At 63.2% G+C, this 20314-nt stretch carries 19 protein-coding genes; all 19 read left to right on the forward strand.

The features are described from left to right. Positions 1-3: 3 nt before the first annotated feature. A complete protein-coding gene (locus tag JFN91_RS04625; protein ID WP_199388026.1) occupies positions 4-1074 on the forward strand; it encodes a sulfate/molybdate ABC transporter ATP-binding protein in 1071 nt (356 codons plus the stop codon). A gap of 619 nt (positions 1075-1693) precedes the next feature. Continuing rightward, entirely contained in the window at positions 1694-2044 is a 351-nt protein-coding gene (locus tag JFN91_RS04630; protein ID WP_199388027.1) for a NifB/NifX family molybdenum-iron cluster-binding protein, read from the forward strand. A 12-nt stretch (positions 2045-2056) separates the two neighbouring features. Continuing rightward, positions 2057-2986 carry a cysteine synthase A gene (gene cysK, locus JFN91_RS04635; protein WP_199388028.1) on the forward strand — a complete coding sequence of 310 codons (930 nt, stop codon included), beginning with the start codon at positions 2057-2059 and terminating at the stop codon, positions 2984-2986. Between the two features lie 35 nt (positions 2987-3021). Next, on the forward strand, positions 3022-3837 hold the full coding sequence (locus tag JFN91_RS04640; RefSeq protein ID WP_199388029.1) for an ABC transporter ATP-binding protein: 816 nt from the start codon (positions 3022-3024) through the stop codon (positions 3835-3837). 2 nt (positions 3838-3839) lie between these two features. Next, positions 3840-4646 carry an ABC transporter substrate-binding protein gene (locus JFN91_RS04645; protein WP_199388030.1) on the forward strand — a complete coding sequence of 269 codons (807 nt, stop codon included), beginning with the start codon at positions 3840-3842 and terminating at the stop codon, positions 4644-4646. Then, positions 4643-5671, forward strand: coding sequence for an ABC transporter substrate-binding protein (locus tag JFN91_RS04650; protein ID WP_199388031.1), 1029 nt, complete (start codon positions 4643-4645; stop codon positions 5669-5671). Before JFN91_RS04645 ends, JFN91_RS04650 begins: the two co-directional genes overlap by 4 nt. 32 nt (positions 5672-5703) lie before the next feature. Next, positions 5704-6753 carry an ABC transporter substrate-binding protein gene (locus tag JFN91_RS04655; protein ID WP_199388032.1) on the forward strand — a complete coding sequence of 350 codons (1050 nt, stop codon included), beginning with the start codon at positions 5704-5706 and terminating at the stop codon, positions 6751-6753. A 7-nt stretch (positions 6754-6760) separates the two neighbouring features. Beyond that, complete coding sequence (locus JFN91_RS04660; protein ID WP_199388033.1) at positions 6761-7717, forward strand: ABC transporter permease; 957 nt, start codon at positions 6761-6763, stop codon at positions 7715-7717. Positions 7718-7741: 24 nt separating this feature from the next. Then, positions 7742-9274, forward strand: coding sequence for a nitrogenase component 1 (locus JFN91_RS04665; RefSeq protein WP_199388034.1), 1533 nt, complete (start codon positions 7742-7744; stop codon positions 9272-9274). Further along, the gene (locus JFN91_RS04670; RefSeq protein WP_199388035.1) at positions 9267-10610 is read left to right on the forward strand and encodes a nitrogenase component 1; all 1344 of its coding nucleotides are present in this window, start codon (positions 9267-9269) and stop codon (positions 10608-10610) included. Before JFN91_RS04665 ends, JFN91_RS04670 begins: the two co-directional genes overlap by 8 nt. A gap of 190 nt (positions 10611-10800) precedes the next feature. Further along, positions 10801-11466: a corrinoid protein gene (locus JFN91_RS04675; RefSeq protein WP_199388036.1), complete on the forward strand. Its 666-nt coding sequence runs from the start codon at positions 10801-10803 to the stop codon at positions 11464-11466. Then, positions 11466-12512 carry a uroporphyrinogen decarboxylase family protein gene (locus JFN91_RS04680; RefSeq protein ID WP_236014962.1) on the forward strand — a complete coding sequence of 349 codons (1047 nt, stop codon included), beginning with the start codon at positions 11466-11468 and terminating at the stop codon, positions 12510-12512. Before JFN91_RS04675 ends, JFN91_RS04680 begins: the two co-directional genes overlap by 1 nt. Before the next feature lie 205 nt (positions 12513-12717). Then, positions 12718-13749 carry a uroporphyrinogen decarboxylase family protein gene (locus JFN91_RS04685; protein WP_199388037.1) on the forward strand — a complete coding sequence of 344 codons (1032 nt, stop codon included), beginning with the start codon at positions 12718-12720 and terminating at the stop codon, positions 13747-13749. Next, a complete protein-coding gene (locus JFN91_RS04690; RefSeq protein ID WP_199388038.1) occupies positions 13743-15416 on the forward strand; it encodes an ASKHA domain-containing protein in 1674 nt (557 codons plus the stop codon). Before JFN91_RS04685 ends, JFN91_RS04690 begins: the two co-directional genes overlap by 7 nt. Before the next feature lie 209 nt (positions 15417-15625). After that, the gene (locus JFN91_RS04695; RefSeq protein WP_199388039.1) at positions 15626-16660 is read left to right on the forward strand and encodes an ABC transporter substrate-binding protein; all 1035 of its coding nucleotides are present in this window, start codon (positions 15626-15628) and stop codon (positions 16658-16660) included. Positions 16661-16671: 11 nt separating this feature from the next. Further along, positions 16672-17433, forward strand: a complete 762-nt coding sequence (locus tag JFN91_RS04700; RefSeq protein ID WP_199388040.1) for an ABC transporter permease — start codon at positions 16672-16674, stop codon at positions 17431-17433. Between the two features lie 11 nt (positions 17434-17444). Continuing rightward, positions 17445-18818, forward strand: coding sequence for an epoxyqueuosine reductase (locus JFN91_RS04705; protein ID WP_199388041.1), 1374 nt, complete (start codon positions 17445-17447; stop codon positions 18816-18818). Between the two features lie 38 nt (positions 18819-18856). Continuing rightward, positions 18857-19399: a class I SAM-dependent methyltransferase gene (locus tag JFN91_RS04710; RefSeq protein ID WP_199388042.1), complete on the forward strand. Its 543-nt coding sequence runs from the start codon at positions 18857-18859 to the stop codon at positions 19397-19399. A 132-nt stretch (positions 19400-19531) separates the two neighbouring features. Beyond that, positions 19532-20305 (forward strand): IclR family transcriptional regulator, encoded by a 774-nt coding sequence (locus JFN91_RS04715; RefSeq protein WP_199388043.1) that lies wholly within the window; start codon positions 19532-19534, stop codon positions 20303-20305. Positions 20306-20314 lie beyond the last annotated feature (9 nt).

A 20314-nucleotide genomic window follows, 5' to 3' on the forward strand; every position in this document is an offset into this window, starting at 1 on the left:
GCCATGAGCATTGAAATCGAAGGGATCAGCAAGTCATTCGGCACGTTTGCCGCGTTGAAGAACGTGAGTCTCAAGGTTCCCTCCGGGGAGCTGGTGGCGCTGCTCGGCCCGTCCGGGTCGGGAAAGACGTCGCTGCTGCGCATCATCGCCGGGTTGGAGAGCCCGGACAGCGGCAGGATCCTGTTCGACGGCGAGGAGGCCACCAAGCGCCAGGTCCAGGAGCGCCAGGTGGGTTTCGTGTTCCAGCACTACGCCCTGTTCCGGCACATGACCGTTTTCGACAACATCGCCTTCGGCCTCACCGTCAAGCCCAAGAAGAGCCGCCCCGGCAAAGCCGAGATTCGGGACAAGGTGCACAACCTGCTCAAGCTGATCCAGTTGGAAAACCTGGCCGACCGCTATCCGGCGCAGCTCTCCGGCGGACAGCGGCAGCGCGTGGCGCTGGCCCGGGCGCTCGCCGTCGAGCCGCAGGTGCTCCTTCTGGACGAGCCCTTCGGCGCGCTCGATGCCAAGGTGAGGCTTGAGTTGCGCCGCTGGCTGCGGCGCCTGCACGACGAGATCCACGTCACCAGTGTCTTCGTGACCCACGACCAGGAGGAGGCGCTCGAGGTTGCCGACCGGATCGTCGTCATGAACGAGGGGCGCATCGAGCAGGAAGGGACGCCGTCCGAGGTGTACGACCGCCCGGCTACCCCGTTCGTCTACGACTTCCTCGGCAGCGTAAACCTGTTCCACGGCCGGGTGCACGAGGGGACGGCGCAGATGGCGGGGCTCGACCTGTCCTCGCCGGAGAACGCCTCGGCGCAGCATGCCCCCGCCGTTGGCTATGTGCGCTCGCACGATATCGCCATCGAGCGGGACGGCAACGGTTCCGGTGCCATCAAGGCAGAGGTCCGCTACCTCCTCTCGGTGGGTCCTCTTGTGCGCGTAGACTTGGTTCTTTCCGGCAGTGACCGGACCATCGAGGCGGAGCTGCCGCGCGACGAGGCGGACCGGCTCCAGTTGCAGGTAGGGGAACAGGTCTACGCCAGGCCGCGCAAGATGCGCGTCTTCGTAGAGGATTACCAGATCTAACAACACTCTACAAAAAATGTAGGGTAGATAGAAAAAGGCTTGACTTGTTCAGGCCCAGGCGCTATCATCGGCGCCTCAGTAACGGTGAGGCTCCCGGAGCTTCATCATCATAAGACTGGTTGACCAGACAAACTGGAGGCCAAGGTAAGCGAACCCCTCATGGGAGGCGCTACCTTGGCCTTTTTTCGTTTTGGTGGTCTGGGATTCGCGGGGAGAGGGGACTGGCTCCGCCAGGTGCCTGTCCCGTTAGGCTTAGGGAAGGTGGCTGAAGCTGAAGGGAGCGTCCCGCTAGAGGGACAGGCACCTAACGGAGCCAGTCCCTTCAGCCGCGCAGCACGCGCCTCACGTTCCCCCCTTTGCGAAGGGGGGCAGGGGGGATTTAGCCCAGCTAGCCACGCCATCCTGCGCAGCAACTGAGCTAAATCCCCCTCAATCCCCCTTTGCGAAAGGGGGAAGCTGGATCTGGTTGGGAAAGGCCTGGGCAGGCCGAAGCCCCCTCCCTGTCCCTCCCCCTCCGGGGGCGGGGACGCTTGGGCGGGTATCTCGGCCCCTCCCCCCGGAGGGGGAAGGCTGGGAGGGGGGACGCTTTGGGAGCTACAAAAACAGTCGGAGGTGCAGCGTGGAGTTGAGAGTGGCTTTGGCATCCAGTGACGGAATCACGGTGGACCAGCATTTCGGGCGGGCCACCCGCTTCTGCATCTACCGCCTGACCGGGGCAGGGTGGGAGCACCTGGAAGACCGGTACAACACTCCGGCCTGTGCCGGGCAGGAACACGCGGACGGGATGTTGGAGCAGACCGCGGAGGTCATCTCCGATTGCAGGGGCCTCGCCGTTGCCCGTATCGGAGCCAGCGCCATAGACGTGCTCCTGGCGCGGCGCATCTTTCCCCTGGTGTTGGAACTGCCAGTGCCCGAGGCCCTGGCGACCTTGGAAAAATCGAAGCTGCTTTCCAGATACATCAACCAATAAGGAGACTGTGCTATGTCCAGAATCGCCAACAGTATCACCGACCTCATCGGGAGAACTCCCCTGCTGCGTCTTTCCGCCCGCCAGTCCGGCGGCAACGCCGAGCTGGTTGCCAAGCTCGAATCCTTCAACCCGGGCGGCTCGGTCAAGGACCGCATCGGCTTCGCCATGATCAAGGCGGCCGAGGAGCAGGGGGTGATCAACAAGGACACCGTGATCATCGAGCCGACCAGCGGCAACACCGGTATCGCCCTCGCCTATGTCGCGGCAGCCAAAGGATACCGGCTCATCCTCACCATGCCCGACACCATGAGCATCGAGCGCAGAAACCTCCTGAAGGCCTACGGCGCTGAGCTTGTCCTTACCCCCGGCGCCAAAGGGATGAAAGGGGCGATCGAGAAGGCCACCGAGCTCGCCGCAGCCACCCCGAACTCCTTCATACCGCAACAGTTCAACAACGGCGCCAACCCCGCCATACACCGTGCCACCACTGCGGAGGAGATTTGGGAGGATACCGACGGCAAGGTGGACATCCTGGTCGCCGGTGTCGGGACCGGCGGCACTCTCACCGGGGTGGGCGAGGTGCTCAAGGAACGCAATCCGGCCATCAAGGTGGTCGCGGTCGAGCCGCTGGATTCGCCGGTGCTCTCCGGCGGCACGCCCGGGCCCCACAAGCTCCAGGGGATCGGTGCCGGCTTTGTTCCGGCCGTTCTGAACACGGACGTCTACGACGAGATCTACAAGGTCAAGAACGAAGAGGCGTTCGAGACGGCGCGCGCCCTGGCGCGCGAGGAGGGGCTGCTGGTCGGCATCTCAGCCGGAGCCGCAGCCTTCGCCGCACGCCAGCTCGCTCGGCGTCCGGAGAATAAGGGGAAGCTCATCGTGGTCGTGCTCCCCGATACCGGCGAGCGCTACCTGTCCACCGCCTTGTTCCAGGACGCCTGATCACGCCACAAACGACCTACGCCGGAGACACGACCATGCACGAGATAGCTCTACACAACGTCACCTTTTCCTACGGAAGCCAGACCGTTTTGGAGGACATCAATTTCACCGCCTACGCCGGTGAGTTCGTCTGCCTCCTGGGCCCCTCCGGTTGTGGCAAGAGCACGCTGTTGAGGCTGCTGGCGGGTTTGGGGCATCCGACCTCCGGCCGCCTGACCCTCGACGGCAGCCCCATAACCGGTCCCGGCCTCGACCGCGGCGTCGTGTTCCAGGACTACAGTCTGTTCCCCTGGATGACCACGGGCCAGAACGTGGTCCTGGCGTTGAACCAGGCGTTCCCGGGCAAGTCGAAGGTGGAGCAGGCGGATACCGCCCAGGCGTACCTGGAGATGGTGGGACTGAACGACGTGTTCCACAAGCTCCCGGGAGCCCTCTCCGGCGGGATGCGGCAAAGGGCTGCCATCGCCCGGGTCTTCGCTATCAACTCGCCGGTCCTCCTGATGGACGAGCCTTTCGGGGCGTTGGACGCCATCACCCGTGCCCGCTTGCAGGACCTGCTCCTGCAGCTGTGGCAGCACAACTCCCAGGAGCGCAAGACCGTCTTCTTCGTCACCCACGACGTGGAGGAGGCGATCCTGCTTGCCAACCGCGTGGTGGTCATGGGGCTCAACCCCGGCTCGGTGCGCGGCGTCTTCGAGGTGGACATCCCGCGTCCCCGCCAGCGCCAGGACCTCTACAGCAATCCCGCCTTCACCAGGCTGCGGGACCAGCTGATCCGGGAGCTGAACGCCGACGTGCTCCAGGAACTGGAGGGCGGCCGGACGGTGCAAAGTGCCGGGGAGGCGATCTGAGCATGCGCCGCTTGGGCTCCCTCTTGCTGATCCTGTCGCTAGCGCTCCTCGCCGTTGGTGTGAGGCCGGACTCCGCCCGAGCCGCCGCGGTGATCAGGCTGGGATACCTTGATGATCCCGGCAGCGCCCTGGTTCTTCTGGCCGATGCCGGAAACCTGTTCAAGGAAGAGGGGCTCGAGGTCAAGCCGGTTCGCTTCAAGGACAGCGCCGGCGGTCTTGCCTCACTGGCCGCCGGGAAGGTGGACGTCGGGGCCTTTGCGGTACGGGAGACCTTGATGGCGATAGCCAGGGGGGACCGGCTGCGGATCATCGCCGGCGGCGGTACCGACCGCACCGGGTCGCTTCTGGATGAGGTCGATGCCTCGGCCCGCCTGGAGCGCGAGGATCGCGGCATCGTGGTGATCTTGTCGGACCTGCCCGGAGCGCCGGACAAGGAGACGCTGGCCAAACTGGTCAGCACCCTGATCAAGGCGGACCTGCTGCTGCACAACCATCCGGACCGAGCCTGGAGCAGCATTGCCCGCCATCGCCCCGCTGAGGGGCGGAATTTCAGCTTCGACCCCGATCCTGATTACTATCGACTGGCAGGGATCTGGAAACGGCTCGACCTGCAGGCCCCGAACATGGAGCGCAGCTTCCTCGCCGACCACGTCTACGACGAGATCTACTGTGACGCTCTCCACGACCTGCGAGAAGGGGAGGGGGAGGCTGATCCCGTGTTGAAGAAACTGGCTGACAAGGCGGTCTGTCCTCCCGACTGCTGCCCGACCGGCAAAAAGAAACGCAACGATAAAGGAGGTTCTCAATGAAAAGAATATTTGCACTGGTTCTCATGATCGCCCTTTTGGCCGGCAGCGCCTACGGCGCCGCGCTCCCCAAGCTGAGGGTGGGGTACGTGCCTGAACCGGCCCACGGGCTCTATTTCGTGGCCAAGGAAAAAGGGTTCTTCAAAGAGGAGGGCGTCGACGTCGACCTGTACCAGTTCGGCAGCGCGGCTGAAGGCATGGCGGCCCTCAAGGCGGACAAGCTCGACGTCGGCACATTCGGCACCACGGCTCCCTTGGTCTTCATCAGCAAGGGAAGCGAGTTCACCTTCATCGGCGGCATGATGATCGGCGGACAGGCCATCATCACGCGTCCCGAGCGGCTCGGTGAGCTTTCGGGCAAGGACCTGAAGGTCTACAAGGGGAAGAAGATCGGCCTGGTCAAGCTCTCCACCGGCGACGTCGTCTTCAAGGGCGCCCTCAAGAAAGCCGGGATCGACTACAAAAAGGACGTCAACTTCGTCGAGTTCGGCAGTGTGGCGGCGGTCGTCGAGGCGGTCAAGAAGGGTGCGGTCGATGCCGGCCTCGTCTTCCCGCCGCACTTTTCACTGGCCGAGAAGAACCATGGCCTGAAGGTGGCCCACTACATCGAGGAGTTCTATCCCGACTACACCTGCTGCCGCATCGTCGCCCCCACCAACCTGGTGAAGGCGAATCCGGACACCTACAAGCGCTTCCTTGCCGCGCTGATCCGCGCCTACCGTTTCTACAAGACCAATCCAGACGAGACGGTGAAGATCTACACCCGCGCGCTGAAGATCGACGAGGACATCATCCGCAACGAAACCTACGTGAAACGGGTGGCGGAATCGAACCCGGATCCGCTCAGGAAGGGAATCCTCGACTTCTGGCAGCACATTCGGGACGCGGGCTACATCACCCAGGACTACCCGATCGACCAGCACATCAACACGGCCCTCTACAAGCAGGCGCTCGACTCGGTCGTGAAGCGTGAGCCCAAGGACAAGGTGTACCAGCAGATGCTCACCTTCTACAAAAAGAACAATTGATCCGCGCCCTTCGGCGCACAAGGAGCCATACCATGAAACGCATCTTCACCATCATCCTTTCTCTCGCGCTGCTCGCCCTCGGGGGCGTGACCGCGGGAGCGGCCGAGCTGCACAAGCTCAAGGTGGGCCATCTCCCCACCTCCGGGCACCTGCTCTACTTCGTTGCCAAGGAAAAAGGGTTCTTCCAGCAGGAAGGGCTCGACGTGGAACTGTTCCGCTTCACCAACTCCGGCGAGGGGCTGACCGCCATCAAGAGCGGCAAGCTCGATATCGGCTCCTTTGGCACCTCGGCGCCCTTATCCTTCATCGCCAACGGCGCCGACTTCACCATCTTCGGCGGACAGATGGGAGAGGGGCACGCCCTGATCGCCAAGCCGGAGAACGCCGCGCGCTTCAAGGACCTGAAGAACTATCGCGGCGCCACCATCGGTGCCATCCGACTCGCCACCGGCGACGTCGTCTTTCGCGCCGCGCTGCACCAGGCGGGACTCGACTGGCGCAAGGACCTGACCATCAAGGAGTTCGATTCGCCGGCGGCGGTGCAGGAGGCGGTGAAAAAGGGAGCGGTCGACGCCGGCCTCACCTGGATTCCCTACTACACCATGGCCGAGAAGCAGGGACTTGCGGTGGTGAAGTACTCCGGCGACGTCATCAAGTCGCACACCTGCTGCCGCCAGGTGGCGCTCACCTCCACGGTGAAGGCGCGCCAGGCCGATTTCGAGAAGTTCATGGTCGCGCTTTTGAAGGCGTACCGCTTCTACCAGGGGAACCACAAGGAAACCGTCGACATCGTGGCCAAGTACGTCCAGATCGACAAGGCGGATCTGAACAAGGACATCTACGGCGGGCACCTGCTGGTAAGTCCGGACCCGCACAAGGAGAGCGTGGTGCAGTTCTGGGACTTCATGAAGAAAGCCGACTACGTCAAGTCCAAGGAAGCCATCGAGCCGCACATCAACACCACCCTTTACGCGCAGGCCCTGACGGACCTGTCCAGGCGCGAGCCCAAGGAGAAGCTCTGGGCCAGCCTGGACCGGGATTTCCGCGACGGTGACCCGACGCTGCACATTAAGAAACACTGAGGTCGCCATGGAAGCCGTGCTATCAGCGGGAGCCCGCATCGAGCGGGCCAGTATCGCCAAACGCCTGATCCTATCGCCGGCAAGCGTCGTCTTCGTCCTGCTCCTCGCGGAACTGTTCTGGCCAGTGCCGGGGGAGGAATACCCGGCTTACCTGCTGGCGCTGACCGCCGCGGTGGAGCTGGTCTACCTGGTGCGCGTAAGCCTTGGTCGCGGCGGCAAGGGGCTCGCGGGAGCCGGGGACATCGCCGCCATCATCTTCGGCATTCTCCTGGCCTGGCACCTGTGCACCACCAGGTTCGTGCTCCTGGACAAGATGCTCTTTCCCAAGCCGGAACCGGTGCTGCGTCTCTTTGTCAGCGAGCTTCCCGACATGCTGAAGGGGCTGGTCAACTCCCTGATCCTGCTGGTGAGCGGCTACCTGATCGCGCTCGCGACGGCGATTCCGCTGGGGCTGGTGGTCGGCTGGCGCGTTCGGATTTTCAACGCGGTGCACCCCTTCACCAAGGTGCTGGGGCCGATCCCGCCCATTGTGTACATACCGTATGCGATAGCGCTCCTGCCGAGCTTCCGTGCCGCATCCATCTTCGTCATCTTCATCGGTGCCTTCTGGCCGGTGTTCATCAACACCGTGAACGGGGTCTTCAACATCCACAAGGGGCTGCTCGACTCGGCCCGGGTGCTGAGCCTTTCCGAGCGGACGCTGCTCTTCAGGGTGATCCTCCCCGGCGCCATGCCCTCCATCTGCACCGGCGCGACCCTCGGACTCGTCTTCGCCCTGGTGCTCCTGACGGCGGCCGAACTTATCGGCGCCAACTCGGGTATCGGCTGGTACGTGAAGAATTTCGCCGACTTCGCCGACTACCAGCGGGTGGTGGTGGGCATCATCTTCATCAGCATCGTGGTCACCGTCATCACCTGGGGGACCGAGCGCCTGGAGCGCCGCCTGCTGCGCTGGCGCAACTGAACAAGCATAAGGAGCTGACACACCATGAGTTATTTCGACAACAAGGTCCCGCCCAAGCGTGAGGACCGTCTCAGTGCCGTGATCGCCCACCAGGACAGCATCTGCGGCCTGGCCCGGAAAGGGAAGGGGGGCAAGAGCTGCCTGATCGACGACGGCGAGCGCGGCTTCACCCAGGGGACCATCTGCCTGTTGCTCCCGGCCCTCGCCATGCTGAACTCGCTGCCGGACAACGTCGTGCTGCTGCACAGCGCCCTTGGCTGCGGCTCCTGCACCCACTCCCAAAACGCCAACGTCCGCATGGGGAGTAACGCGCGCAGGGGGAAGGCGCAGGACGGCATCTGGCTATCCACCGCGCTGGACGAAACCGACGTCATCAGCGGCGGCGAAGACAAGCTGGAGCGCGCCATCATCGAGGCGGACCGGCGCTACCGCCCGGCCAGCATCACCATCGTGGCGGGGTGCGTCCCGGGGATCATCGGCGACGACATCGACGGCGTGGCGCAGCGGCTGCAGCCGCAGGTGAGCGCGAAGCTGTTGCCGGTACACTGCGAAGGATTCAAAACCAAGATCTGGGCCACCGCCTACGACGCGGTCTACCACACCATCGGTCGCAACCTTCTGGAAGAAAAGGGGGTGACGGAGCACACGCCGCAGGACGAACTGGAGGTGCTCCGCGAGCAGGAGCGCCTGGCGCGCACCGTGAACCTCATGAACGTCTCCTCCATGGGGCGCGTCGATGAGCAGGAACTGGAGCGGCTGCTGGTGAGTCTCGGGCTCGAGGTCAACGTCTTCCCGGTCTTCGCCCACCCGGACTCCTTCGTGAAGGCGACCCGGGCGGCGCTTTCCATCAGCACCTGCCCGACCCACGACGATTACTTCCTGGGCTACCTGGAGGAACGCTTCAACGTCCCCTCCATCATCAAGCACATGCCCATCGGCATCGAGAACACCAGCCTCTGGCTTCGTGACGTGGCGGCGCGCTTCGGCTTCGAGGAGCAGGCCGAGCGCCTGATCGCCGCCGAGGAGGCGGAACTGAAAGAGGCGCTCGAAGAGTTCAGGCCGCTCTTCCATGGCAAGAAGGTTTTCGTCAGTGCCGGAGAATTCCGCGCCCTGGCGACCGCGCGCCTGCTCCAGGAGATCGGTCTCGAGGTGGTCGGCATCCGCTCCTTCCATCACGACCATTTCGCCGAGGTCGAGTACGAGAAGCTGGCCCGCGAGGCGAAGACCGATTACGTGGTGGACATCGCCAACGTGCAGCCCTTCGAGGAGGCGAACCTCTTGAACCGGCTCAAGCCGGACCTCTTCCTCGGGCACGCCAACGGCAACATGACCGCCTCGAAGCTCGGCATCCCCACCCACGTCATCTACAACACGGGGCTCGCCTACATCGGCTACCGCGGCGTCTATGAACTTGCGCGCCGCCTGCACCGCCAGCTTTCGAACCCGGCCTACAACAGGAACCTGGCTGAGAACCTGCGGCTCCCCTACAGCGACGCCTGGTACCAGGCCGAGCCGTTTTCCTATCTCAACACCCGCGGGAGGAGCGTCAATGAGTGAGAATTTCGTAGAAAGGGCCCGCTACCTCTGCTCGCTGGGCGGTGCGGCCGCGACCGTGACCGCGCTTCCGGGGGGGATTCCCATCCTGCACTCGGCCTCCGGGTGCGCCGGTAACTTCGCCTGGACCCAGAACGGCGGCAGCGGCCTGCAGGTCGGGGGCTATTGCGGCGGGCTCACCGTCCCCAGCTCCAACGTCCAGGAAACCGAGGTGGTCTTCGGCGGCGAGGATCGCTTGCGCGAGCAGATAACCTCGACGCTCAAGGTGATCGACGGCGGACTCTACGTCGTCCTCACCGGCTGCGTCCCCGAGGTGATCGGCGATGACATCTTCGCGGTGGTGAACGATTTCCGCGAGGAAGGGGTCCCCATTATTGGTGCAGTCACCGGCGGTTTCCGCGGCGACTCCTATTGGGGCTATGACCTGGTGCTGCAGGCGCTGGTCAAGGACTACCTGGATAAGGGGCTGGCAAAGGTGAAGGGACGCGTGAACCTCTGGGGCGTGGTGCCGTACATGGACCCGTTCTGGCGCGGCAACCTGGAAGGAGCGCGTCACCTCCTGGAGTTGCTTGGCCTGGAGGTCAACTCCTTCTTCACCCCTGCGGACACGCTGGAGGGGATCAGGGAAGCGGGCGCGGCCGAGTTGAACATCGTGCTCTCGGATCTGTACGGCCAGGGCGCCGCCGCGCTTTTCCAGGAGAAGCACGGCACCCCCTTCGTCACGACCTCGCTTCCCATCGGCGTTTCCGCTTCCGAAACGTTCCTGCGCCAGGTTGGCGCCGCGCTGGAGTTGGACCCGGAATTGGTGCAGAACGTCATAGCGCGGGAAAAGCGGCATTACTACCAGATCCTGGAGCCGCTCACCGACTGCTATATCGACCTCGACCTGCAGCGTTACGCGGTGGTCGTCGGCGATGCCAACTACGCCGTGGCGCTCACCCGCTTCCTTGCGGACGACCTCGGCTGGCTCCCCGTGCTCACTGTCGTGACCGACAGGATTCACGAGAACGGCCAGCCGGCGCTTGCGGCCCGAGTTGAGCAACTGGCCTCCGGATTCAGCACCAACCTGGTCTTCGAGTCCGACGCTTCCCAGGTGCTGGGGCACCTGAACCAGGTCTGGCCGCGTGCCGCCGGGCAGAAATACTACAACGCCTTCAGCCCCGCCTTCGTCGTGGGGAGCTCCCTGGAGCGCGAGTTCGCGCTGCAGATCGGGGCGCCGCACCTCTCGGTCTCCTTCCCGGTGGCGAACCGCGCAGTGCTAGACCGCGGCTACACCGGCTTCCGCGGCGGCCTGAGACTGGCCGAAGACGTCTTCGGCCAGATCGTGGCGAACAGGTAGCTTTAGCTCCCCCTCCCTTGACGGGAGGGGGCTGGGGGGTGGGTGAGGCTGCCATCAGCGGAAGAGGTGGCACCTTCCCCCGCCCCCTGACCCCCTCCCGCAAGGGGCGGGGGGAAGCCGGGTAGCGGTGCTCGAGCGGGAAACGCTGGATTGGTAGCATACAGAACTCTGGACTAATGGAGGAATAGATATGAGTCAGATCGAACAGGAGCTTTTCCAAAGGCTCTCCGACGCGGTTGTGGATATGGACGAGGACGAGGCGGTCGCTGCCGCAAACGAGGTGGTCGAGCGCGGCATCGACGCTTACCGGGCCATCGAGCTGGGGCTCTCCGCCGGAATGGAGCGGGCCGGGCAGCTCTTCGACGAGGAGGAATATTTCATTCCGGAGCTGCTCATGTGCTCCGACGCCATGTACGCCGGGATGGACGTTCTCAAGCCGCATCTGCGCAGCGATGGTGTTTCCGAGAAGCACAAGGTGGTTATCGGCGTGGTCGAGGGGGATACCCACGACATCGGCAAGAACCTGGTGAAGATCATGCTGGAGACCTCCGGCTTCGACGTCACCGACCTGGGACGCGACATTCCTCCGGCGCGTTTCGTGGAAACCGCCAAGGAGATCGGCGCCAACATCATCGCCCTCTCCACCTTGATGACCACAACCATGGAGGGGATGGGCGCCGTGGTGCGTCAGTTGAGCGAGGAGGGGATCCGCGACCGCTTCAAGGTCATCGTCGGCGGCGGGCCCATCTCGCAGGGCTTTGCCGACCGCATCGGCGCCGACGGCTACGCGGTAAATGCTGCGGACGCCATCCGTCTGGCCAGGTCGTTGGTAGCCCCCGCCGAGGCCGCAGCCTGATGCGTCGCGACCAGATGACACCGCTCGAGCGCCTGGCGGCCTACGGCGCCGGCGCCCCCATCGACCGGCTCCCCTGCGTTCCCATTGTGGGCAACACGGCGGCGCGGGTGATCGGCGTGAAGGTCGGCGACTTTCGTGGCAACGGAGCGTTGATCGCCGAGGCGCAGGTGGCGGCGTATAGGCTCTTCGGCTACGACATCATCAGGATCTTCACCGACCTCTACACCCATGCCGAGGCGATGGGAGCCAAGGTGAGCTATCCCGAAGACGAGACCGCCTTTCTGGCCGCCCCCGCCATCGCCGATCTTTCGCAAATTGACCGCCTGCGGCCGGCCGATCCGTACCGGGACGGCAACCTGCCGCAGCACCTTGAGGCGATGCGCCGCGCGGTGGATCAAGTAGGGGACGAGGTGGCGGTGACCGGTGCGGTGACCTGCCCCTTCACCAACGCCTCCTTCCTGGTGGGAGCCGACAAGCTGGCCCGTCTCATGATGCGTTCGCCGGAAACGGTGCATCACCTGTGCGAGATCTCGCTGCAGACCAACATCGCCTATGCCGGCGCCATCATCGATGCCGGTTGCACGCCGAGCCTGACCGACGCCATGTCCTCGATGTCGGTAATCAGTCCGCGCCAGTTCCGGGAATTCTCCTTCCCGTACCTGAAGCGGCTCATCGACTACATCCACGGGCGCGACAGGAAGGTCACGCTACACATCTGCGGCAAGACCTCCGGCATCTGGGATGCGATGGTCGAGGCCGGCGCCGACTGCCTCAGTATCGACAACGACGCCGACTTGGGCGAAGCGCGTGAGGCGGTCGGAGATCGTGTACGCCTGATGGGCAATGTGCACCCCTCCGAGGTCATGCTGCAGGGGACGCCCGAGACGGTACGCCGGGCGACTCTCGCCTGTTTAGCCCAGGCCAAAGACACGCCGAGAGGGTTCATCGTTGCTTCCGGCTGCAGCCTCCCCACCGAGACCCCCTTCGCCAACATTCACGCCATGCTGGACACCGTGCGGGATGCCGGCTGGCCGGTGCGCTGCTGATCTCCGTCGTCCAAAGCCCCTCCCCCCGGAGGGGGGAGGTTGGGAGGGGGGATGCCTGCACGAGCCGCTGCGCGCCCCCTCCCTGACCCTCCCCCTCCGGGGGCGGGAAGTCATCCCCTCGCCCTCCGGGAGAGGGGCAGGGGTGAGGGCGCTGCAAAGTAGCACCAATCTTGACCGCCTCGAAAACAAACACAGGAGCACCACTATGAGCCTCAGCCCCAAAGAGCGGCTGCTCGATACCCTGGCCAAGAAGAAGGTCGACCGCCCGCCGGTCGTCTGCACCGGCGGCATGATGAACGCTGCCATCGTCGACGTGATGAACCGCACCGGCCATACGCTGCCGGAAGGACACTTCCGGTCAGACCTGATGGCCGAGCTGGCCACCGATGTCAACCAGGACACCGGGTTCGAGAACTTCGGCATCCCGTTCTGCATGACGGTGGAGGCCGAAGTCCTCGGGAGCGAGATCGATTTCGGCACCCTCGCCTGTGAGCCTAAGATCGCGCGCGAGCCTTTTGCCACCAACGCGCAGGTACAGTTCCGCGACATCGACAAGCTGCTCGACTCAGGGCGCATCCGCCAGGTGGCCGAAGCGGCCCTCCTTTTGAGCCGTTCCAACCCGGACGTTCCCGTCATCGGCAGCATTACCGGTCCGGTCAGCACCGCCGCCTCCATCGTCGATCCCATGAACTTTTTGAAGGAACTGCATAAAAAGCGGGAAGATTCCCACCGCGTGCTCGACTACGTGAGCGATTTCCTCATCTCGTTCGCCCGCCTGTTGGTCGACGGCGGCGCCAGCGCCATCTGCATCGGCGATCCGACCGCCACCGGTGAGATTCTCGGTCCGCGCATGTTCCAGGAGTACGCCGTGACCTACCTGAACAAGGTCATAGACGGCATTCACGCCACCGGTGTCCCGGTCCTGGTGCATATCTGCGGCGAAATGAAGGCGGTGAAGTCCTCCATTCCGCAACTGCACAGCGATGCCATCAGCACCGACGCCTTCGTGAACTTGAAGGCCCTGAAAGAGGAATATCCGCAGCTCACCACCATGGGGAACCTGAGCACCTTCCTGCTGGAACTCGGCGAACCCGACAAGGTCTCGCGCCACACGGCAGGACTGGTGCGCGACGGCATCGATATCATCTCTCCGGCCTGCGGGCTGAGCACCGCCTCGTCGATCCTGAACATCCAGGCGATGACCCAGACGGTGAAGGATGGAGGCCGCGGATGGTAACGATTCACTTTCTCCCCGACGATAAACGTGCCACGGTTCCCAAGGGTTCCACCATCCTGGAGGCCGCCCGTACCGCGGGAGTGACCATCGATTCCCCCTGCAACGGCGCGGTCGTCTGCGGCAAGTGTGCGGTGACGCTCGCTTCTGAGGATCTGGAGAGGGTGGTTGAGAAAGGTGCGCACCAGCTTCCGGCCGGAGAAAGGGCACGGGGGCAGGTGCTGGCCTGTGCGGCCGAGGTTTACGGCAACATCACGGTTGTGGTTGACGATGCGCCTTCCCTGCGCAGTTTCAAGATTGCCAGTCACGGTGAGGCTGCGGTGGTCGACCTGGCCCCGCACATCGTCAAGGAGTATCTGTCGGATCTGGGCGTAACGCGCGTGCTGGGCGGCGGAGCACTGTTGACCGAAGAGGAGGGCGATACCGCTGGCGAGAGCTACGGCGTGGTTGTCGATATCGGCACCACAACCCTCGTCGTCGCGTTGGTAGACCTGGTGTCAGGGACCCAATTGGCTACCGCTTCGGCCCTCAATCCGCAAAGCCGCCACGCCCAGGATGTGCTGTCGCGCATCAAGATGGGGTCGGAAGGGCGCGGGCTGGCGGAGTTGAGACGCGGCGTCATCGGGGAGATCAATGCCCTCATCGACCAGGTCGCTGGTGCATCAGGGGTAAGCCGGAGCCGGATCTACGAGGTGATCTTCAGCGGCAACACCTGCATGCTGCACCTGGCCGCCGGGGTCGATCCAGCGCCGCTCGGCAGATATCCCTACACCTCTGCGCTCACCTGCGCCGCCTGGCTTCCCGCGCAGGCAACAGGCATCGATATCGCCCACGGGGGGCTCGTCTACCTTCCCCCGATCATCTCAGGCTACATCGGCGCCGACATCACCGCGGGGCTGCAGGCGGTCCGGCTGCACGAAAACAAGGAAACCGTGCTCTTCGTCGACATCGGCACCAACGGCGAGATGGCCTTGTGCCGTGATGGAAAGATCTGGGCCACCTCGACCGCTGCTGGGCCCGCCTTCGAGGGGATGAACATCCGCTTCGGCATGAGGGCAGGGGAGGGGGCGATCGAGCGCTGCAGCGTCCACCCCGACGGCTCCCTGGAGATCCGGACCATCGCCGGGACCGAGGCCGTCGGCATCTGCGGCTCCGGCCTCATGGATATCGTCGCCGAACTGGTCGCCCACGGTGTGGTGGGGAAGAACGGCAAGTTCGTCAAGCCCGACAGTGCCGGCATCCCGGAAAAGCTCGCCGAGCGCCTGGTGGAGCGGGACGGTAAACCAGCCTTTCTCCTGACTGACAAGGTCTGGCTGACGCAAAAGGACGTGCGCCAGGTGCAGCTTGCAAAGGGGGCGATCCGGGCCGGGGTGGAGTTCCTGTTGCACGAGGCCTCGGTACCGGTAGCGGAACTGCAGCAGGTTCTCATAGCCGGCTCTTTTGGCTACCATCTGACCGCCGAGAGCCTGACCACGATCGGGTTGCTGCCGGCCGAGACCTCCGGGCGCATCGGCTTTGTCGGCAACACAGCCAAAAGCGGAGGGGAAGCCTTTCTTCTCAATGCCGTCTCGCGCGAAGAGATGAGGGATCTGGTCGAACAGGTTCAGGTGGTGGAGCTGGCAAACTGTAAGGATTTCGACAAAGTCTTCGTGGAAGCACTGTCCTTTTGAGCACTGCCGGCAGCGGCTTTAGCCTTAGACTATAAAATTTATAGGCTTAATATTTTTATTATTGACTCCAGCTAAAGCCGGTGTTATGTTTGCCACCACAGTTCAATAGTGGTGGCTGACCAGAGACACTGGAGGCCAGGCAAGTACGGTGATTACACCCGGACCTGCCTGGCCTTTTTTATTTCCCGCAGAGGAAAAAGGAGCGCGAGATGAGATCCACATGGAAAAGATTGTTCGTAGTGGCTGTTGCCGCCCTGGGATTGGCGGCGCAGGCTGACGCTGCCGTTGGCAAGACCAAGCTGAAAGTCGGCTATGCGCCGGGAGGGGGCAGCGTGCTCACCTTCCTGGCACAGGACCAGAAGCTGTTCGAGAAGGAAGGCGTCGAGGTGGAACTGGTGCAGTTCGCCAGCTCCTCCGACGGGCTCAACGCGCTCAACAGCGGCAAGATCGACATTGGCATCTCCTTCGGCACTGCCGGCCCGCTCACCTTCATCTCAAAGGGGAGCGACTTCTCCATCATCGGCGGGCACCTCTCCGGTGGCCACCCGGTGATCGCGCTCCCGGAAAAGGCACAGAAGATCAAGACCATCGGTGACTTCCGCGGCAAGACCGTGGCCACGCCGCGCATCTACACAGCGGACATCGTCTGGCGCGGCGCCTTGAAGCGTGCCGGTCTCGATCCCGAGAAGGACGTGAAGATCATCGAACTGAAGAACCCGGCAGCCGTGCTGGAGGCCGTGAAGGCGGGCAAAGCGGACGTCGGCATCGGCGCCTCCTCGATTCTGTTGAAAGCCAAGGAGTCCGGCGTGGCGGTGGTCGGCTGGAGCAACTACTTCTTCCCGCAGCACCCCTGCTGCCGCATCGTGGCCAAGGGGAAGGCGGTGAAGGAGGATCCCGAGACCTACCGCGCTTTCCTCAGGGCCATCCTGCAGGCCGAGAAGATCAAGACCGAGAAGCCGGAGCTGGCCGTCGACGTCAACAAGCGCTACCTGAACCTCGACGACAAGATGGCCCGCGAGTTCACCCTGGAACCGCACCAGGAAACCCATGCCGACCCGAACCGCAAGGGGGTCACCCGGATGTGGCACGACATGAAAAGCATCGACTACGTGGAAGGTGACATCGACCTGAACCGCTACGTGAACGTCGACCTCTACCGCGACGCCCTGAAGGAACTGCAGCGGCGCAACCCCAAGGACAAGTTCTACCGCGAGGCGAAGAAACGCTTCGATCGCCAGAACTGAGGCGGACTGTCATGGTTGGACAACTGATCAAGAGATACAGCGGACCGGCGGCGGTAATCCTGCTGCTGGTGCTGCTCTTCGAGGCAGCCACCGACTGGTCGGGCTGGCTCGAGCCGGTGCTTTTCCCGGGGCTCTCCAAGATCCTGCCGGCGTTCGCGAAGTCGCTGCCCAAACTGGTTCTCGGCTTTGGCAACTCCATGGGGATGCTGGCGCCGAGCTACCTTCTGGCGCTGGTGCTGGGCATCGGCGGCGGCCTGGTGGTGGGCTCCTCGAGCTTTCTGCGCGGGCTGCTCATGCCGGTCTTTCGCGGGGTGAGCCCGATTCCGCCCACCATGCTGATCCCGTACGCCATCGCGGTGCTGCCGACCTTCTGGCTCTCCTCCGCCTTCATCATCTTCGCCGGTGCCTTCTGGCCGATCCTGATGGGCACCATTCACGGCGTGGTTCATCTGGAGGAGCGCTACATAGAAAACGCCAGAACCTTGGGGCTCGGCGGCTTCCGGCTGTATCGCAAAGTCATCCTCCCCGGCGCCCTTCCCATGATCTTCAGCGGCGCCGGCATGGCGCTGGTCTTCAGTTTCATTCTGTTGACCGTCGCCGAGATGTTCGGCGCCAAGTCGGGCATGGGGCACTTCATCCAGTACAACGCGGACTTCTCCGACTACCCGAAGGTCCTGGCCGGCATGCTCTTCATGTCGCTGGTCATCATCCTGATCATGGAAATCTTCGACCTGGTGCAGCGCCGCGTGCTGCACTGGACCGGCAAACGCTGACGAGGCAACCGATGAGCGCTAACAACGACACCAGCAAGTCCCTGTTTGAAAACGAGATCCCCAAGTGGGGCGAGCCGTACCCGCGGAAACTGGACCGGCAGTCGGTGCTGGATGCGCTGACCGATTACATCCTGGGCGTCAACTACCGCGGCTACCGCCCCGATGCCCGCAAGGTGCTTGCGGTGCGCACCAGCGACCGGACCGCGACGCTCCGGAACATTGCGGCACCGCTGCGGCAGGAGGTCTATTACTTCATCGAGGGCGAGATCTTCGCGATACCTGGAACGACCAAACTGGAGGAAGGGGAGACGCCGGCCGAACTGGCGGCCCGGCTCCTGGAGGAGGTCTGCGAGCAGCTCTACATCTGGGTGGCCTACGATCTCACCAAGGGCTCGCCTCCCGGATTCCGCAAGCCCTTCGATCATCCCCCTGTCGTCAAGGGATCTATCCACGCGAACCCGGAGCAGGTGACACGCGATGCGGCCCGGCGCGACGGCGTAAATCCCGGTTTCTACCTTCCCGACCCGATTGCTCCGTCGATGGCGGAGGATGAGGGGAACGACGATGTCGCGCTGGAGGAGGTGCTGGGCCACGTCACCCACCTGGTCCGTACCGATTTTCGCAACGCGCTTCCCGAAGGCGACAACCCGCCCATCTGGGACATCCCTTTGATCGGCGTCGCCTCTGCCGCAGATCCGCTCTTCGAGCGCTTCCAGGACCCGGAGGTGGTGGGGCCGATGCATCGCCTGCCGCAGGAATGGCTCCCCGGCGCTCGTTCCGTGATCAGCGTCTTTCTCCCCTTCACCGGGCACATCACCGACCACTACACGAAAGATCAGCGCTACTCGGCCATCGAGTTCTCCTCCGGGAAATGGAACGGCTCGAAGTTCCTGAACGTGGTGCGCCGCTCCCTGATCCGTTTCGTCGAGCGCCACGGGGGGAGGGCGATCGCGCCCAACATCGATCCGCGCTACGATTCCGACGACTGGCGTCCCTTCTGGTCCGAGCGGCACACCGCCTTCGCCGCGGGCCTGGGCACCTTCGGACTGCACCAGAATTTCATCTCCGAAAAGGGGGCGCTCGGACGCCTCTGCAGCGTCATCACCGACCTGAAGCTCACCCCGACGCCGCGCCCTTACACAGAGGTCTACCACTACTGTCTTTACGCTTTCGACGGGAGTTGTGACGCCTGCATCAGGCGCTGCCCGACGGGAGCGATAACCAGTACCGGCAAGATACCGGGGCGCTGCGAGACTCACGGCAACAAGGAGCACTTCTCCGCCTGGAACTACGGTTCGTGCGGGCACTGTTCCACCCTCATCCCGTGTGCAAGACAGATCCCGCCCCGCATCAGGAAAACCCTTTCCCTCAAGCCGCGGCCGTGACCGGAACATCCGCTGTCACCGCCGTATCAGGAGCATATATGGCGACAGCAGCACTGAGTGTCAGTAAATATCTGGAGTTTTTCAGGAAGAAAGAGGTGCGCTCGGTCCTCGATTACGGTGCCGGCACCCTGCGCAATTCCGCCTTCATGGCTGAGGCCGGTTTTCGAGTCTACGCTGCGGACCTGCCGGTCCAGGTAGCCCGTATCATGAAAATGGCCAGCGCGAGAAAACTCGCCGGGATTCTCGATGTGGACGAGTTGGCGGGGGGGCTATTGGACGTTGATCTTGTGCTCTCCAGTTATGTGCTGAACATCATCCCGGACGGCACCGCGAAGAGCCGGTATCTGAAGAACATCGTGCTCAACCTGCGTCCCGACGGTTACCTGCTGGTGGAAGTCAGGTGCCGGGAAACGTCTTCTGATTGCAGCAGTAGTTGTGAGCACGGCAAGAGATGCCCGAACTGCATCAAGACCTATTCGCATCTGGAACTGGATCAACTGGTTGAGTCGCAAGGTTTCAGGCGCGTGAGCCACTACTACCGCCGCCACTCGGTCGCCGTTCTGTATCAAAGATTCTCATAGTGGTCCGAGATCCCTGGAGCATGATGCCTGCTCTACCTATTTGACACCTTTATTTTATTGTGGTATTGAAGTACCATATTGCTAGTTTAGGGTTGCCACAGGTACGGAGGGCAGTGCAGAGGAAGAGGGATCATGAAAAGGGCTAGAGAAAAGACGAACTATAACCGAAGCGTCAGCCGGGCTCTGGACGTTCTGGAGCAGTTCCTTGGGGATGATCATGAGGTCGGCTTGACCGAACTGAGCCGGCGCCTCAAGCTACCGAAAAACAACGTATTCCGGTTGCTGGCGACATTGGAACTGCGCGGTTACCTAAGCAAGGACGCGGTGACCGAGCGCTTCCAACTCGGGGCCAAGACGGTGGAACTCTCCCAGAACGCCTTCAGGCAGCGAGGGCTGGGACGGTCGAGATCGGTGATGGAGCGGGTTGTGCGTGCCTGCAACGAGACCGCCTGTGTCTCCATTATGGCCGACTACAGCGTCATCAATCTCGACGCTGTGCAGTGTGATCACAACCTGCGCGTCATACCTGCTCTCGGTGTGCATTTGCCGGCATACTGCACCGCGCCGGGTAAATCGCTCATGGCCTATTTCGCAGAGGAGGCCATCGTCAAATACGCCTCCACCAACAAGTTTGAAAAGCATACCCCGCACACCATCGTCGATCCTCAAAGCTGGAAGCGCCAACTGCGGGTGATCGCCCAACAGGGGTACGCGGTGGAGATGGAGGAGTTGAACATGGGGGTGGCCAGCGTCGGGGCGCCCATCCGCGACTACACCTCGCGCGTCATAGGCGCTCTCAGCATCCTTGGGCCTTCGCAGCGTTTTCCGCTGGAGCGGATGGAACAGGAGCTGGTGCCGCTGTTGAAACAGGGCGCCGCCGATATCTCGGCCAGGTTCGGCTATTAAACGAGGAAC

The sequence above is a fragment of the Geomonas anaerohicana genome, assembly GCF_016458305.1.
Taxonomy (GTDB): domain Bacteria; phylum Desulfobacterota; class Desulfuromonadia; order Geobacterales; family Geobacteraceae; genus Geomonas; species Geomonas anaerohicana.

What these genes read in the sequence shown, in the direction of transcription:
- JFN91_RS04625 (WP_199388026.1), top strand. Translation starts at nt 4, where the DNA reads ATGAGCATTGAAATCGAAGGGATCAGCAAGTCATTCGGCACGTTTGCC.
- cysK (WP_199388028.1), top strand. Translation starts at nt 2,057, where the DNA reads ATGTCCAGAATCGCCAACAGTATCACCGACCTCATCGGGAGAACTCCC.
- JFN91_RS04640 (WP_199388029.1), top strand. Translation starts at nt 3,022, where the DNA reads ATGCACGAGATAGCTCTACACAACGTCACCTTTTCCTACGGAAGCCAG.
- JFN91_RS04645 (WP_199388030.1), top strand. Translation starts at nt 3,840, where the DNA reads ATGCGCCGCTTGGGCTCCCTCTTGCTGATCCTGTCGCTAGCGCTCCTC.
- JFN91_RS04650 (WP_199388031.1), top strand. Translation starts at nt 4,643, where the DNA reads ATGAAAAGAATATTTGCACTGGTTCTCATGATCGCCCTTTTGGCCGGC.
- JFN91_RS04655 (WP_199388032.1), top strand. Translation starts at nt 5,704, where the DNA reads ATGAAACGCATCTTCACCATCATCCTTTCTCTCGCGCTGCTCGCCCTC.
- JFN91_RS04660 (WP_199388033.1), top strand. Translation starts at nt 6,761, where the DNA reads ATGGAAGCCGTGCTATCAGCGGGAGCCCGCATCGAGCGGGCCAGTATC.
- JFN91_RS04665 (WP_199388034.1), top strand. Translation starts at nt 7,742, where the DNA reads ATGAGTTATTTCGACAACAAGGTCCCGCCCAAGCGTGAGGACCGTCTC.
- JFN91_RS04670 (WP_199388035.1), top strand. Translation starts at nt 9,267, where the DNA reads ATGAGTGAGAATTTCGTAGAAAGGGCCCGCTACCTCTGCTCGCTGGGC.
- JFN91_RS04675 (WP_199388036.1), top strand. Translation starts at nt 10,801, where the DNA reads ATGAGTCAGATCGAACAGGAGCTTTTCCAAAGGCTCTCCGACGCGGTT.
- JFN91_RS04680 (WP_236014962.1), top strand. Translation starts at nt 11,466, where the DNA reads ATGCGTCGCGACCAGATGACACCGCTCGAGCGCCTGGCGGCCTACGGC.
- JFN91_RS04685 (WP_199388037.1), top strand. Translation starts at nt 12,718, where the DNA reads ATGAGCCTCAGCCCCAAAGAGCGGCTGCTCGATACCCTGGCCAAGAAG.
- JFN91_RS04690 (WP_199388038.1), top strand. Translation starts at nt 13,743, where the DNA reads ATGGTAACGATTCACTTTCTCCCCGACGATAAACGTGCCACGGTTCCC.
- JFN91_RS04695 (WP_199388039.1), top strand. Translation starts at nt 15,626, where the DNA reads ATGAGATCCACATGGAAAAGATTGTTCGTAGTGGCTGTTGCCGCCCTG.
- JFN91_RS04700 (WP_199388040.1), top strand. Translation starts at nt 16,672, where the DNA reads ATGGTTGGACAACTGATCAAGAGATACAGCGGACCGGCGGCGGTAATC.
- JFN91_RS04705 (WP_199388041.1), top strand. Translation starts at nt 17,445, where the DNA reads ATGAGCGCTAACAACGACACCAGCAAGTCCCTGTTTGAAAACGAGATC.
- JFN91_RS04710 (WP_199388042.1), top strand. Translation starts at nt 18,857, where the DNA reads ATGGCGACAGCAGCACTGAGTGTCAGTAAATATCTGGAGTTTTTCAGG.
- JFN91_RS04715 (WP_199388043.1), top strand. Translation starts at nt 19,532, where the DNA reads ATGAAAAGGGCTAGAGAAAAGACGAACTATAACCGAAGCGTCAGCCGG.